General features: G+C 57.4%; 13 protein-coding genes. 5 read left to right on the plus strand and 8 right to left on the minus strand.

Annotation, left to right across the window (positions count from 1 at the left end; all coding sequences use genetic code 11):
* Positions 1-5: 5 nt before the first annotated feature.
* The 3 genes from H9L06_RS00460 to H9L06_RS00470 are packed head-to-tail and all read right to left on the minus strand — an operon-like array spanning position 6 to position 5372.
* Positions 6-3302 carry an error-prone DNA polymerase gene (locus tag H9L06_RS00460; protein WP_187555373.1) on the minus strand — a complete coding sequence of 1099 codons (3297 nt, stop codon included), beginning with the start codon at positions 3300-3302 and terminating at the stop codon, positions 6-8.
* Positions 3295-4713 carry a DNA polymerase Y family protein gene (locus H9L06_RS00465; RefSeq protein WP_187555374.1) on the minus strand — a complete coding sequence of 473 codons (1419 nt, stop codon included), beginning with the start codon at positions 4711-4713 and terminating at the stop codon, positions 3295-3297. The genes H9L06_RS00460 and H9L06_RS00465 overlap by 8 nt, the downstream gene beginning before the upstream one ends.
* Positions 4714-4715: 2 nt before the next feature.
* The gene (locus H9L06_RS00470) at positions 4716-5372 is read right to left on the minus strand and encodes a hypothetical protein (protein WP_187555375.1); all 657 of its coding nucleotides are present in this window, start codon (positions 5370-5372) and stop codon (positions 4716-4718) included.
* 86 nt (positions 5373-5458) lie between these two features.
* Between H9L06_RS00470 and H9L06_RS00475 the strand changes: the two genes are divergently transcribed.
* Positions 5459-5782 (plus strand): DUF2469 family protein, encoded by a 324-nt coding sequence (locus H9L06_RS00475; RefSeq protein ID WP_187555376.1) that lies wholly within the window; start codon positions 5459-5461, stop codon positions 5780-5782.
* A 109-nt stretch (positions 5783-5891) separates the two neighbouring features.
* A complete protein-coding gene (locus H9L06_RS00480) occupies positions 5892-6383 on the plus strand; it encodes a M23 family metallopeptidase (RefSeq protein WP_187555377.1) in 492 nt (163 codons plus the stop codon).
* 27 nt (positions 6384-6410) lie between these two features.
* On the opposite strand, the gene H9L06_RS00485 is transcribed toward H9L06_RS00480, so the two are convergent.
* A complete protein-coding gene (locus H9L06_RS00485; protein ID WP_187555378.1) occupies positions 6411-7340 on the minus strand; it encodes a tyrosine recombinase XerC in 930 nt (309 codons plus the stop codon).
* 380 nt (positions 7341-7720) lie between these two features.
* The gene (locus H9L06_RS00490; RefSeq protein ID WP_223165203.1) at positions 7721-8398 is read right to left on the minus strand and encodes an EAL domain-containing protein; all 678 of its coding nucleotides are present in this window, start codon (positions 8396-8398) and stop codon (positions 7721-7723) included.
* A 141-nt stretch (positions 8399-8539) separates the two neighbouring features.
* Between H9L06_RS00490 and H9L06_RS00495 the strand changes: the two genes are divergently transcribed.
* Positions 8540-9559: a GGDEF domain-containing protein gene (locus H9L06_RS00495; RefSeq protein WP_187555380.1), complete on the plus strand. Its 1020-nt coding sequence runs from the start codon at positions 8540-8542 to the stop codon at positions 9557-9559.
* 18 nt (positions 9560-9577) lie between these two features.
* Here the strand turns inward: H9L06_RS00495 and dprA are convergent, their stop codons facing one another.
* The 3 genes from dprA to H9L06_RS00510 form a co-directional block, all read right to left on the minus strand.
* Positions 9578-10519, minus strand: coding sequence for a DNA-processing protein DprA (gene dprA, locus H9L06_RS00500; RefSeq protein ID WP_246454415.1), 942 nt, complete (start codon positions 10517-10519; stop codon positions 9578-9580).
* A 329-nt stretch (positions 10520-10848) separates the two neighbouring features.
* Positions 10849-12351: a YifB family Mg chelatase-like AAA ATPase gene (locus tag H9L06_RS00505; protein WP_246454555.1), complete on the minus strand. Its 1503-nt coding sequence runs from the start codon at positions 12349-12351 to the stop codon at positions 10849-10851.
* 59 nt (positions 12352-12410) lie between these two features.
* A complete protein-coding gene (locus H9L06_RS00510) occupies positions 12411-12806 on the minus strand; it encodes a YraN family protein (RefSeq protein ID WP_187555383.1) in 396 nt (131 codons plus the stop codon).
* Between the two features lie 318 nt (positions 12807-13124).
* On the opposite strand from H9L06_RS00510, the gene rpsB reads away from it, so the two are divergent.
* Both rpsB and tsf read left to right on the plus strand, forming a co-directional pair.
* Positions 13125-13991, plus strand: a complete 867-nt coding sequence (gene rpsB / locus H9L06_RS00515; RefSeq protein ID WP_187555384.1) for a 30S ribosomal protein S2 — start codon at positions 13125-13127, stop codon at positions 13989-13991.
* 76 nt (positions 13992-14067) lie between these two features.
* Positions 14068-14898: a translation elongation factor Ts gene (tsf, locus tag H9L06_RS00520; RefSeq protein WP_187555385.1), complete on the plus strand. Its 831-nt coding sequence runs from the start codon at positions 14068-14070 to the stop codon at positions 14896-14898.
* Positions 14899-14964 lie beyond the last annotated feature (66 nt).

Here is a 14964-nt window from a genome sequence, read left to right on the forward strand (position 1 = left end):
CTTAGCTAGCGAAAGTCCCGCGAGGAAATAGCAGGGGGTGCGGGGAGTGGTTCAAATCCGGTCGCGATGACGTTCATGACTCCTTCTGGGGTGCGGTCGGCAGTGCCTCGGATGATGAGCGCTGGAGAGGACTGCGCAACGAAGCGATGTGCTTGCCACACGTTTGCCCAAACCACGATATTTATCGTTCCGCTCTCATCTTCAAGGGTGAGGAAGGTGACACCTCCAGCTGTGTGCGGTCGCTGTCTGTGAGTTACCAGGCCCGCAACCTCAATCGGCGATCCGTTGTGTGCGTTTCGGGCACGGTCTGATCGCACAACACCACGGGCATCGAGCCCCGCTCGCAGAAGAGCAAGAGGGTGAGTGTCGGTGGCTACCCCGGTGGTCCAGAGATCGAGAGCAGTTTGCTCCGCAGTAGAGAGCACGGGGAACAAGGGGGGCTGCACGTGCACTGCAATGCCTGGGAGGTACCTTTCTCGGTTCTCTGAGGCTGGTCCCGCAGACCAGAGTGCATCGCGGCGTGAAATACCGAGACCGGAGCAAGCGCCGGCGGAAGCAAGTGCTTCAAGCTGTTCGCGGTTGAGGTCGGCCCTGCGGGCGAGGTCTGCCAGGTCTTTAAATGGCTTCCCTGATCGAGCTCTGACGATTCGCTCGGCGAGCTGCTTGCCGATACCGCGAATGCCCGCAAGCCCAAGACGCACTGCGAAGTGCCCATCACGACGGTGCACACCGCTCGTGTCCGGTGCGTGTTGATCAAATACACCAACGGGTTCCTGTTCCGCGCTCATGCATGCATCTATTCCGGTAGGTGCATGCGTGCCGTTGGGGGACAGCTCAAGTTCGGCTTCGGTACCTGAGTGTTGCACGTCTGGCGGTAAGACCGTGACCCCGTGCCGCTTCGCATCCTCGACCAAGCTGCGCGGAGCATAGAATCCCATCGGCTGAGACTGCAGCAACCCAGCAAGAAAGGCGCCGGGGTAGTGAAGCTTGAGCCACGAACTCACATACACGATGAGAGCGAAGCTAATGGAGTGACTCTCGGCAAACCCAAAGTCAGCGAACGCCTCTAGCTGGGTATAGATGCGCTTCGCTTGCTCACTAGTGATTCCGTTTGCTGCCATGCCAGCGAAGATCTTCTCTTTGAGAGAGTTCATTTTCTCGATGCCGCGTTTGGAACCCATTGATCTGCGGAGCAGGTCGGCATCTTCGCCAGAGCTGCCACCGACTGTGGTAGCAATTTGCATGAGTTGCTCTTGAAACAGTGGCACGCCGAGCGTTCGTTCGAGTACCGGTTTGAGGCTGGGGTGCGGGTACTCAATTGGTTGCTTGCCGGCTCGACGCTGCAAGTACGGGTGCACCGCGCCGCCCTGGATCGGACCCGGCCGGATTAGCGCTATTTCAATGACAAGATCGTAGAACCTGCGGGGCCTGAGCCGGGGGAGCGTATTTAATTGGGCGCGGCTTTCGACCTGAAATACGCCGATCGCGTCGCCCCTGCACAGCATGTCGTAGACGCCCGCCTCTTCTTTTGGGATCGTCTCAAACGCCCACGCTTCTCCGGTTGCTGCGCGCACCATACGAAAGGTCTTATCGATCGCGCTGAGCATGCCAAGGCCTAGCAAATCGAACTTCACGAGCCGCATGGCAGCGCAATCATCTTTATCCCACTGGAGCACGGTTCGCCGATCCATGCGCGCATGCTCGATCGGGCATACTTCACCGACTGGCCGTTCGGTGAGCACCATGCCGCCGGAGTGAATTCCAAGATGGCGCGGGGCTCCGGCGAACTCGGCTGCGAGCCGAAGTACCGCTGACGGGATGGCTGCGTACGGGGAGTCTTGAGCTACCGATCCACCATCTTTGACCTGCCCCGGAAAACTGTCGTGATGACTAAGTTTTGAACTCCATTGACGCTGCTCGGATGGGGAGTATCCGAGGGCCTTTGCAGCGTCTCGAATTGCAGCCTTAGGTCGGTACGTGATGACATTTGCGACTTGGGCTGCATTTCGGCGCCCGTACTTCTCATACACATACTGAATGATTTCTTCACGTCGCTCGGAATCGAAATCGACGTCGATATCTGGTTCGTCCTCGCGCAAACTCGAAAGAAATCGCTCGAATGGCAGCCCGTAAAAGATTGAATCCACTGAGGTGATCTCTAGCAAATAGCACACCGCAGAGTTCGCCGCAGAACCGCGGCCTTGGCAGAGTATTTCTCGCTCGCGGGCCTCGCGTACGATGTCGTGCACAATGAGGAAGTAGCCTGGGAAGTCGAGCTGTTCGATGACTGCGAGTTCGCGTTCGATCCGGTCACGACGAGGTGGATCGAGGCCGTCTCGCCCCGCGCCATAACGTTTTGCTGCGCCACGCCAAACGAGTTCTCGAAGCCAACTCATCTGCGTGTGTCCGGTCGGGAGGTCGAGCTTCGGTAGCCTCGGCATTGCCTCCCGAAGGGAAAACGCAAGCTGACGAGCAAGCGGAACTGTGCGAGCGACAGCGTCTGGATTTTTCGGAAAGTGACGATGCATGGCGGCCGCACTTCGCAGGTGTGCGGTACCGGAAGCGGGGAGGTGCGGATCCAGCTCTGCGAGACTGCGCCGTGCGCGCACAGCAGACATGGCTTCAGCAACGCGAGTGTGTGGAAACGTCGCTGCGTGTACTCCGCCGGTGGCAAGCGTGGGAAGACCAGTCAGATTCGCGAGTGAGGTCAGCTGTTCGATTCTGGTGTCGTCTATTGGATGACCGTGGTGAGTGAGCTCGACAAAAACATTCTCGCGCCCAAACAGCGAGATGAGTCGTTCGAGTTCGTGCCGAGCCTGCGCTTCGCCCTCGCTGCGGTTTTCTGCGTGAGTAAGGGACTGCTGTACTGCGCCCTTTCGGCAGCCGGTAAGTATGATCCACTCACCAGCAGCGGTCTCTGCGAGTGCTTCCAGGTCGTACTTGGGTCGACCCTTTTCCCCGCCTGCGAGTTGCCCCTCAGTGATAGCGGTTGAGAGCCGATGGTACCCAGGCGAAGAGCGTGCCAGGGCGAGGAAGTGCGTGCCTCCCGGGTCTGTCACTCCGAGCTGCGGCGATGTGAGTCCGAGAGTAAGTTCGGCGCCATACACAGTGAGGAGTTCAGGGTGTGTGCGCGCGGCCTCTGCGAAGCGCGGAGCACCATAAAAACCATCGTGATCAGTGATGGCAAGACCTGTGAGCCCAAGTCGAACTGCCTCGGCGACGAGTTCATCAGGGGACGAAGCTCCGTCAAGAAAGCTGTAGTGCGAGTGTGCGTGGAGCTCAGCATATGCAGGTTCAGTCATACTGGCCCTCAGCAAACCAATGAATGAGGGTGTCGCGGGTTTGTCCAAGCAGCAACCAGGCAGTGCCGCCAGTGAGTTCTACCTGCAATCGGAATCGGTCGGGTCGCCCTTCCCACCAACGCTCTCGAATTGGCCAGGGCTTTGACCAAGACTGCACCTGCCCTGGGATCTTGCTGTGCTCGACACTGAGCGAGTGTGGATTCTCAGTGAGGAGGTCATCTTCGTCGATGCCGATGGTTGTCCCTGCTGCGCCGAGTAACTGTGCTCGGAGCGGAGAAGAAAAGACCAAGCTCGGCTGGGAAAACGGAAGGGACCCTGGCCAAGGACCCGGAGGGCGGGCGCCGTGTGCCGCTACGCCCCATGGTACGAATAGTTGTCTGTCTCGAAGTAAGCGCCCTCCAGCGAGCACAGTGGTGCCCACTCCGGAGGGGCCGAGAAGCCCCTGAGCTCTGCTGAGATGGTGGTGGATACGTTCGTCTGGCCCACTTGTCCATAGCCCAGGTTCATGGGAAGCTGCGCGATCGATGCGGATCGGTGACAGGTGAACCACAGCGACACCAGCACCTGTTCGTTCACCCGTGCCCGACTCAAGCGATCCAGCTTGCCAGCGGATGCGCGCGACGATATCGGAAGGGGTGAAAAACCTCGGATGTGTCCACTCTCGTTCGTGCTTGACCTCTATATCGTCGGTAAGCGTAATGCGAAGAGTGGTGCACACGAGATGTTCTTCGCTGAGGCTCGCATAGAGCTGCTCAGCGAGGGGGCTGCAGGCGAAGGCGAGTTGTTCGGTGCTGGTGAGCGGCGGTTCGAAGTGAAGCTCGGTGTCGAGATTACTGGTGGGCTGTTGTGGGCGGATCTCCTCTCCGTGTTCTGCATCCAAGCCGCGAGCGTGCCTATGTGCGAGAACCCCCGCGGGGCCAAAGCGTGCACGAACGGCATCTTCGGGGAGGGCAGCGAATGCTCCGAGCGTATAGATGCCAAGCCCCGGAAGGAGCGCTCCGAGGCGCTCATCGACTCCAGATGAAACAGGAAGCCTGCTGAGGAAAGAGGCTGATCTACCTGGTTCAATGATCCGCACATCGCTCGAGGGATCAGGGATGGTGAGTGCGTTTCCACCCAAGTCTGAAACGTGAAGTGCCGCGGCCTGGAGTGCAGCGAATCGGCTATCGGCTATACCGACGCGTGCCTCTATGGAACCTGCGGCGTGTGCCACCTGTAGTAAGGCAGTTGCGGCCTCGGCCTCTCCACCGTAATAACGTGCGGGCCCCCGAGCTCTCATTGCAACAAGTCCAGGGCGCAGCGTTTCGATCTGTGGAACAAGCTCAGTGAGCTGAGCGAGGAGATGGGTAAAATCTCGCGTTTCTTCTTCCCACTCCGGGATCTGCAACACAATGACGCGCTCTGAAGGCATAGCTATACCGCCCTCAATAGAGGGGCGTTGGCTGCAGGCCCCTGATCCACTGTGAACGTGTCATGCGACCAGTTCACAACATGCTGTCGCGTACCACGCCGATCTTCTGACTGCACAGTGAGCTGCCTACTTGAGATGGCGCCATACCCTGAGCCGAGTCCTGACCACCGAGAATTCATGACGGTGAGTCGTGATTCACTACGTACCCAGTCGCCCACAATTACGAGAGCAGAACCGTGCTCTCGGAGCCTGGCAGAAACTCGCTCAGCTTGAGCAGGGGAGACACGTGTGTCGAAATGTGCGACGACAACTGTGAGCGTTTCGCTCAGTGTGCCAACGAGGGAGAGGGCGTGTGGGCCGGGGGTTGGAATGAGTACGCAACGATCTAGTGCGATACCGAGCGCGGCGGCCGCCTCAGCTCCAAAGTATGGGCAGCCGAGCACACCGCACCAGGCGCCGCCACGGGACGCCTCAGCGAGAAACGCAAGCGCAAGCTGCCAAGAGCCTCGCACCGCGTATGTTGCGCCCATTTGGAGTGCCCCGCCAGGAAGCAGCGGCGACAAACCGGGGGTGGTTGGGAGCGCGCGTTCACCAAGCCGGAGCGGCTGCATCTCATTGATGCGCTGCTGCAGCGATGGGAGCGCAGCGGTGATATTCATGCGACCATATTCGAACATATGTTCGAATAAATCAAGCTGAATGTGTGGGCGCCCGCGTGTCGTCAGAGCCGCGTAGGATGGAGGGGATGAATGAGGAAGAGCTTGAGGAATATGAGCGTGAGGCGGAACTCTCGCTATTCCGGGAATACCGCGACATTGCGAGTCAGTTTCGCTATGTCGTAGAGACAGAGCGTCGCTTTTATCTCGCGAATGAGGTTGATCTAAAGCGGCAAGATGCCGGCAACGATTTTTATTTCGAACTCACCATGAGTGATGTCTGGGTCTGGGACGTGTACCGCTCGGATCGCTTTGTGAAGTCAGTGCGGGTGCTCACGTTCAAAGATGTAAACGTTGAAGAGCTTTCTGCGCGTGAACTCAAGCTGCCACAGGAACTCTCGATCGACGAGTAGCGGGCTTACGCCTTCTTCACATACCGCATGTAGGCGGCAACGCTAGGAAATTTTCCACAAGGCTGTCTCTATTTAGCAACCGTCGAAACTTGTGTTGCACGCTGGAACAATGAGTTACCGGAGTGTATTAACGCGGACAGTCGGCACACTGTTGCCAGGCTTGATGCTCGTCAGCACGGTGCTGTCCGTTCCTGCGGAGAGTTCAAAGTGGCAGCCGCCGGTTGAGGATCCGCTGCGCGTGTCTGGTCCTTACCGAGCTCCCGCTTCTCCGTACGCATCGGGTCACCGTGGTATCGACCTTCCTGCCCAACCCGGAAAATCAGTAATTGCCCCAGTCGCAGGGAGCGTAAGTTTTGTTGGGTATGTGGTGGATAGGCCGGTGCTGTCGATCCGCATCGATTCGCACACGGTGCTCACCTTCGAGCCGATTGAGACCCATCTTCGCGAGGGCGATGTGGTTGCACGCGGTGATGTGGCGGGTGTTGCTGGGTCGGGTGGGCACTGTCTGTCTGAGTGTGTGCATTTAGGGGTACGTGTTGATGGCGCATACGTGAACCCCATGCGTTATTTCTTGCATAAGCCAGTATTGCTGCCCTGGTGATCGACTTGCTTCGACATCCAATGAAACTTATGCCCTTGGATGGGCTTGGCGATACGTTTCTGAGAGTCGCTCCATCGAGACGTGTGTGTACACCTGCGTACTCGACAGGCTCGAGTGCCCGAGAATCTCCTGCACTACCCGGAGGTCGGCTCCGCCATCAAGGAGGTGGGTTGCTGCGGTGTGGCGTAGAGTGTGCGGTCCGCGGGGGCCACCACCAGGCTCTTCGTCAAGCTCGCGTGATACCAGTCGATAGACCGCACTACTGTTGAGCGCAGTACCGTTTCGGTTCCCAATGAATAATGCAGTTTGTGCGGTTTTAGGAGAGGGGTCTGTGTTCCGTTCGAGGAGCGGTCTCCGCCCTTCGGCGATGTAACGTTCAACCGTTCGTGCGGCAGGGGCGCCGAGCGGAACGATACGTTCTTTACTGCCCTTGCCTACAACTTTGACGCTGCGGGATCGTGAGTCGTATCCTTCAATCCGTAGCGAGATGAGTTCTGACACTCGGAGTGCAGAAGAGTAGAGAAGCTCGAGAATTGCGTGATCACGTATTTGTTCGGGATCACCTGCGGCAGCTCGAGTCTCCGCCCGGTCCAGTACCCGAACCATCTGTTCCTTGGAGAGTACTCGCGGGAGAGCGCGAGGCGTTTTGGGTGTGCGTAGCCGTGACGCTGGATTCCCCGGCACAAGGCGACGTGACTCGAGCCAGGTGCCAAATGATTTGAGCGTGGCTACGTGGCGCGCGAGTGTTGCGGGTGCGAGCCCTTGCTGCTGTCGTTCCCAGAGCCATGCCCGAAGCAGTTCAAGGTCTAACTGGTCGAGCGTTTCTATATGTTGCGCATCTGCGTATTCGGCAAAGTATGTGAGATCTCTGCGGTAGGAGCGTACGGTGTGCTCAGAGTACCCGTATTCGAGCCGCGCTGTTTCTAGAAACGCGCTCACTGCCTCGATGATCCTCATATATGTATTCTTCCCAAGTGGATCCAGGAAGTCTGTTTGCCCGGTGGCGTTTTGAGGTTTCCGCAAAAGTGTGAAATGAACTCGAAATTCGGGGCAACTCGTACTAGCATACGACTTGGGGCAGGGGGATACCCGTGGGGGGATATCGCACTAGAAACATTGGGGCTTTTAGGTTCCAGGGTTTCTGAAGTTGAGACACACAGACAGGTTTTGTGTGTACTGAACACTGCCCCGTAATTGGGGCGTTGGCATGTATCTTGTGCCCACGCAACAGACATATCACGCGATACGGGGTAGGGGGTGAGCGTGAGCATACTCAAAATCTTTCGATGAGTCATTGGACGTGTATCCAATGCTTCGACATCGGTAGATGCTGCCGTTCAGAACCCCGGAGTGACGATCCCGGTGCGGTTGCATAACTCTTTGAGCGAATCAGTCAACGTAGCCGCCGGAGCCGGTTTACCAAAACAGAAGCCTTGGGCGAGGTCAGCCCCCAGCTCCTGCGCGAAGTTCAGCAAAGCATCATTTGCGACACCCTCGACAAGCAGTCTGGCATTTACGTCGCGAGTTGCGGTAATGAGTTTGTCGAGACGGCGGCGTGCTGCAGGATCAGAGAGCGCTGCGCAAAACAGTTCTCTATCGATCTTGACCACACTAGGTCGGGCTTCCCGTATTCGTGATTCGTTCGCGGCGTATGCGCCCGCATCATCGATGAGGAACAGACCTCCGAGGTCACAGACCCGGCGGCGGATCGTACTGGTATCGGCGCAGGTTTCGCCTTCAAATAGTTCAAGCCCCCAGGGGCGATCCATTGACGTCAGCGCGCTTTCGATCTCAGGATGCAAAATGGTGCTGCCAGACGCATTGACGGTAAGAAAAAAGTCGGGTGGAAGTGCGGCCTTGGCGGTATCGCCAGCCAGTGCGATGAGATCAATCTCAAGCTGCTCACGCGTGCCATTTGCCTCTGCGATTGCTAGTTGCTCAAGTGGAGTCGACCCATTCGTGAAACGAGTAAGCGCTTCAAATCCAGTAACTTGCCACTTTTCAAGATCAACCATCGTGTGGAACACGACCTGCGCGCCGCGCGTGTCCAATTGTCTTTTGGAGTGTGAAGAGCTTCTGTCGGAGGCCACGACTCAGTGTATCGAACCGAGGTGTTTGACGGTGGTTGGAATGCGAGAAGTAAAGGAGATGGTGTTGTGAGTTCATTTACTGACACTGTTACGCGGTCCGAGGGAGTCAGGTGGCTTCGCTCACGTCGGCTCCGCCGCTCCGGCCGAGTCACTGTATTCTCCATTGTTACTGCGGGTCTCATGTCGTTATTCGGCATTCTCGGTGCCTTCGAATTATTTGAAGATGACATCACCCGGTTCGAGACCTACCTGTCAATTGCGATACTTGCTGTCGGGCTCCTCGTGGGCTGCTTTGTCTTTCTGCTCAAGCGGGAGCTTCCTTACTGGTTTGGGATCGCGTTCATAATCTCGCATGCCTCCGTGCAGGTGTATTACCTCGGTTTCTCTGACGAAGGTCAGAACGCGATCGCTGGTCTTCAAGAACTGCCGGTAATGGGGATGTATTTCGCTTGGTTCTATGGCCCCCGCATCGCACGGATCGGACAGGCGCTCATTCTCGTCGCAGTGATGTGGGCAGCAGCAGGAGGTATTTTTACTACTCTGTTGCCACTCTTGGGCATTCCGAATCTCATTGGCGTCACGATGTTCACTTGGTTGTGTGTGGAAGTGGGCCTCCTCATGCGGAAGAGAGTCTGGGGTGAAGCACAGACAGATGAGCTAACAGGCGTACTCAATCGCCGGGGGTTCGTGGCTCGGGCACAGAAAGAACTCGAACGGGCGAGTCGATACCACTATCCACTCAGTCTCGCCATAATCGATCTCGACGACTTCAAGTGCGTGAATGACACTGGTGGGCACGCCGCAGGCGACGATCTACTGCGTACGTTGACGAGTCAGTGGAAGTCGCTCTGCCGATCTTCTGACCTGATCGGAAGACTTGGTGGTGACGAATTCGTCATTCTGCTGCCGGAATCCCATCTCGCAGAGAGTGAAGTGGTGATGGGGCGTCTCCGCCAGCTGGCAGTTCATCCTTGGTCGTGGGGCATCGCCGAGGCAGAGTCGGGGGATACTCTCGAGCAGCTCCTCCAGCGCGCAGATGAAGCGATGTATGGCGAGAAACGCGGACGCAGTTCACAGCGCTCTTAGCAAACATCATCGGCTCGGTCACTCATTCCTGGTGAGCGCCCAAAGGACTGTTCCGCCACTTGTATTTACTCGCTGCTCGACGTGGCCCAGTAGTTCAAGTTCGGTCAAAGTCTCTCGTGCTTCTTGCTGAGTGATTCCAGCGTGTTTTGCTACCTTGGAGAGTTCTCTTCCGCCTCGCAAGGGGAGTGCGTCGAGAATCCGAACATGCACAGAAGGCTGTCGGTTGAACTCACCGTCGGAGTCAATTTCCAGGAGATCTCGCCCAAACAGCGCATCTGAATTCGTGCCCAAGAGATCGAGGAGTTCAGTTCCATTCGTTATGAGAGACGCTCCGTATTCTCGGATCAATCGATGGCATCCCGCAGATGCGGCAGAGGTGATAGGGCCCGGAACCGCTCCGAGTGGTCGACCTATTTCCGCTCCGTGCCCTGCAGTGTTCAAAGTTCCTGAGCGTGTACCTGCTTCTGTAACAAGGATTGCCCGAGATAAAGCTGCAATCAGTCGATTGCGCTGTAAGAAACGCCATCTAGTCGGGGCAGTGCCCGGCACAAGCTCGGAGCATACCGCGCCAAGTTCGGCGATGCGTGAAATGAGCTGATCGTGTGACGCGGGGTACGGTCGATCCGCGCCTCCTGCAAGAACCGCGATTGTAGGAGCCTCGACTGCGAGAGCCGTGCGGTGTGCAACCGCGTCAACCCCGTAGGCTGCGCCAGAGACGACTGAGAATCCTGCCGCACAAGCGTCTCCGGTGAGTTCAGCAGTGATTTGACTGCCATAGCCTGTGCAAGCTCGAGCTCCAACGACCGCGAGCGATGGCTGGGAGAGCAATCTGGGCTCCCCGCGTACCCACAACATATGTGGGGTGTGAGCGCCCAGATCGTTGAGTGCCTCTGGCCAGTCTGGATCTTCAGGAACAAGTAGTCGCATTCCGAGTGTTGTCGCAATACGTAGGTCATCCATCGTGGCTACCCGATCGAGCCGTGGCCGCCAGCGCTGAAGAGCACTTGTGAGTTGTGATGGCTGGAGTGGTTCGCGATCACAAGAAGGGAGATTCTGCACAATGTCGTGGCCGCTAGACGATGACATTAGGAAATCGAGTGCAGGAAGAACCCCGAGCGTTGCGATAAGTGATCCGGCAAGTGCATCTCCGGGCTCACTGACTCTCGACCAAATTGATCGAGCAAGCCGGACTGCGATGTTTCCCTGGTCACCGCTCAAGGGCTCTATGAGATTGCATAGTTCGAGATCATTAAGAAGAGTCGAACCTTCTCGTATGGGCGACCTATTATTCATACTGTTGCTCCTCCTCGTAGCTCTAACGCTTGTGCGAGTTCGCGGCGTCCGGGCCTGTTTCTTCCTGCGAGGTCAGCGATTGACCAAGCGAGCCTAAGCGTTCGGTCGTATCCGCGCATCGTGAGCGCACCGAGTGAAAGTGCACGGTCGATGATGAATGTGTCGTCTTTGGGGAGACGGAGCTCCGGGCCTCGAAGCCAGTCGCCGGTCACTTCGCTGTTGACACTCCACGGCGTATGAGAGAGTCGAGCCGAGGCGCGAGCCCGCGCCTCTCTCACTCGATCGAGCAGTTCGGAACTCGTTGTGCGTGATTGTCCCGTTGCTTCTTGATATTGAGCATTCGCCACACGACGAACGGTGAGCCGAAGGTCGATGCGGTCATTCAATGGCCCTGAAATTCTCTGCATATACCGCACCCGAGTAGCAGGTGTGCACCGACACTGGGGCGCAGTTTCTGGTGCTCCCGCGTTCCCGCATGGGCATGGGTTAGCTGCAAGAACGAGTTGAATTCTCGCGGGAAGTGTCGTTCGTACGTGAGCACGCATGATGTCGATCGTCCCTGATTCGAGTGGCTGTCTGAGGTTATCGAGTATCTTTCGACCAAACTCTGGCGCTTCATCTAGAAAAAGCACTCCATGGCAGGCGCGTGTGAGTGCCCCAGGTCGAATGCCGCGGCTATCGCCACTCCCAGAGATCGCGGCTGAGGTCGCGGTGTGGTGAGCGCGCACGAAAGGCGGTCGAGTGATGAGCGTGTTTACCTGCGACCCATCGAGTGAAGCGATACTGCTCACTGTGAGCGACTCGCTCGGTGATAGGTCAGGCAGAACCGTTGGAAGTCGCTCGGCCAGCAGCGTTTTACCCGCACCCGGAGGTCCGAGAAGAGAGACATGGTGTCGGCCCGCAGCTGCAATCACCATTGCCTCAACAGCTTCGGGCTGTCCCACGACGTCAGCCATGTCGGGGGTGTCTGCATGGCGGGCAGGTTCGGATCCAGCACTTTTCCTAGATGTCGATACTTGGGATGACTCCCGCGGGTCGAATGGATCTCCACGATGCCAGGCGACAGCGCTAGAAAGATCACCTACTTCAATTACTTCGATTCCGTGAACCAGCCGCGCCTCAGCACCACCCTCGTGAGGAACCATCACTCGTGTGAATCCAAGTTCTTTTGCCGCAATGACGGCACTCAGGAGTCCCACCGGTCGTCGAACGCTTCCATCCAGCCCGAGTTCTCCAATATGCGCTGTCTCTGCGAGCCTGGTAATTGGAAGGTGCTGCGATGCGGCGAGGGCTGCAAGCGCGATCGCGAGGTCAAAGCTGGAACCCTGCTTGGGTAGGGCTGCCGGGGCTAGATTAATTGTGACCAGGCGGTCTGACAGGGGGAGTCCGGCTTGTGCTGTTGCGGTGCGTACCCGCTGCTTGGCTTCCGAAAGTGAAGCATCAGGAAGACCGATGATTACCATTCCCGGGAGCTGTTGAGACACTGCAGCTTCTACCATCACCGTTGTCCCAGCTAGCCCGGTGAGCGCAATTGCGGCGGCTTGGCAGACGCATCTGCTCACGAGATGCTCCGAAGATGGACAACCTGCGGGGCAGGTGCGTTCGACTGGAGCGTGATGCCGATTCCATCGATTCTAAGTCTGCCCCCGCGAACGTTTCGTTCTCGAGACCACTCGAGCAGCAACCGTCTAAGCCTTGCTACTTTTTGAGGCGTAATTGCTTCAAGAGGGGAACCGAACCCTGTTCCACTGCGCGTCTTCACTTCAACCGCGACAGTGGTTTTCCCTTCCCGCATGATGAGGTCGAGCTCACCGTAGCGACAGCGCCAATTTCGCTCGATGAGGTGAAATCCGCGTTCGAGCAGGTACTGCTCAGCAAAGCCCTCACCCTTCGCTCCAAGAACCTGGTTGTGAAAGGTTCTGGAGGGCTCCTTTGTTGTCTGCAACTTGTTCATTTATGCCTCCTTGCACGTAATCATGGGCGGATCAAGAATGTCGCTCGGGCGAAGAGCGAGAAATGTGGAGAACTTTGCCCGGACCCTGCATAAAAGCTTGTTGTGAACGGAGTGCGCTCATGGTTCTGCGCTTCACGATGCGGGTGGTAGACTTGGCAACTGCATCTCGTAAGAGGTGACTTCGCGTGCCCACTTGTCAGTGTGAAACCATCGGTCCCTGTAAAGGGCGGTTAAACCTGCGGGCACTAGGATCTGGTCGCATTTGCGGCCGATACAACCGAAAGGTGCGGGTTTTCGCACCAGAAAAGGAGAACGGCAATGGCCGTCGTAACTATGCGTCAGCTGCTCGACAGCGGCGTCCACTTTGGACATCAGACCCGTCGTTGGAACCCGAAGATGAAGCGTTTCATTTTCACTGAGCGTTCGGGTATCTACATCATCGACCTTCAGCAGTCGCTCACCTACATTGACGCAGCATATGACTTTGTGAAGCAGACCGTTGCACGCGGCGGTTCGGTGCTCTTCGTTGGCACCAAGAAGCAGGCTCAGGAGGCTATTTCTGAGCAGGCAACTCGCGTAAATCAGCCTTTCGTGAACCAGCGCTGGCTCGGTGGTCTTCTCACTAACTTCCAGACTGTTACCGGTCGCCTTGAGCGCATGAAGGAGCTCGAGCAGCTCGACTTTGAGGGGGGCACCTCCGGCTTCACGAAGAAGGAACTCCTTCTCAAGAAGCGTGAGCTCGACAAGCTTCAGAAGTCGCTCGGTGGTATCCGTCACATGAGCAAGACTCCGTCGGCTCTCTGGGTAGTCGATACCAAGAAGGAGCACCTCGCGATCGACGAGGCGAAGAAGCTGGGTATCCCAGTTATTGCTATCCTCGACACCAACTGTGATCCCGACGAGGTCAGCTACCCGATCCCGGGCAACGACGATGCGATTCGTTCGGTTGCACTGCTTACCCGCGTGATTGCTGATGCTGTAGCGGAGGGGCTCATGGAGCGCCACCAGAAGCCTGCTGAGGGCGAGGCTGCTGCGGAACCGCTTGCTGAGTGGGAAGTTGAGCTCTTGGGAGCTGACAAGGCTGAGGAGCCGGCAGCTGAGTCTTCGGCAGAAGCAGAAGAAACACCTGAAGCAAAGGCTCCTGCCGCTGAAGAAGCTGCAGTAGAAGCTCCCGCTGCCGAGTAACGAACCCCATACATCTGGAGTGCGAGGCGCCCTGCGTCTCGCACTCCGTTGAACTAAAACGACAAGGAGTCACACAATGGCTGCAGTAAGCATGGCCGCTGTGAAGGAGCTGCGCGACCGTCTCGGCGCCGGCATGGTTGACAGCAAGAACGCGCTCGTTGAAGCCGAGGGCGACATTGAAAAGGCGATCGAAATCCTTCGTCTGAAGGGTTTGAAGGGCGTTGCAAAGCGCGGCGACCGCGAAGCAAGCGAGGGTCTCGTTGCTGCAAAGCAGAGCGACAACGCTGCAACGATCATCGAGCTTGTTTGCGAGACTGATTTCGTAGCGAAGAACGAGAAGTTTATTGCGCTTTCGGAGCAGGTCATCGACGCAGTTGTTGCTGCGGGCGCGAGCAACGCTGAGGAAGGCCTTGCGGCCACAGCAGGTGACAAGACCGTTGCTGAACTCATCAATGACGAGTCGGCAATTATCGGTGAGCGCATCGTGCTTCGCCGTGTTGATCGCATTGAAGCACCGAGCACCGCTGTATACCTTCACCGCACCTCCAAGGACCTCCCGCCGCAGATTGGCGTGGTTGTCGGGTACGAAGGCGCAGATGACAAGGTCGCACTGAGCATTGCTCAGCACATCTCTTTCGCAGAGCCTCTGTACGTGAATCGCGACGAGGTTCCTGCTGCCGATGTCGAGAAGGAGCGCGAGATCGTTACCGAAATCTCGAAGAACGAAGGCAAGCCTGAGGCCGCACTTCCGAAGATCGTCGAGGGTCGACTCAATGCGTTCTTCAAGCAGGTTGTGCTCAACGAACAGGTACACGCACTCGACGCTGACAAGCGCGACGTTGCAAAGGTTGCAGATGCCGCAGGCATTAAGGTAACCGGATTTACCCGTTGCAAGGTAGGCGCCTAACTTCATGTATCAAGACCCGGGCCGAAGTGGCCCGGGTCTTGTGCTGTGTGGGGCGCTAGGCTTGTA

The organism is Leucobacter denitrificans, from assembly GCF_014396385.1.
In the GTDB taxonomy this organism is placed as follows: Bacteria; Actinomycetota; Actinomycetes; order Actinomycetales; family Microbacteriaceae; genus Leucobacter; species Leucobacter denitrificans.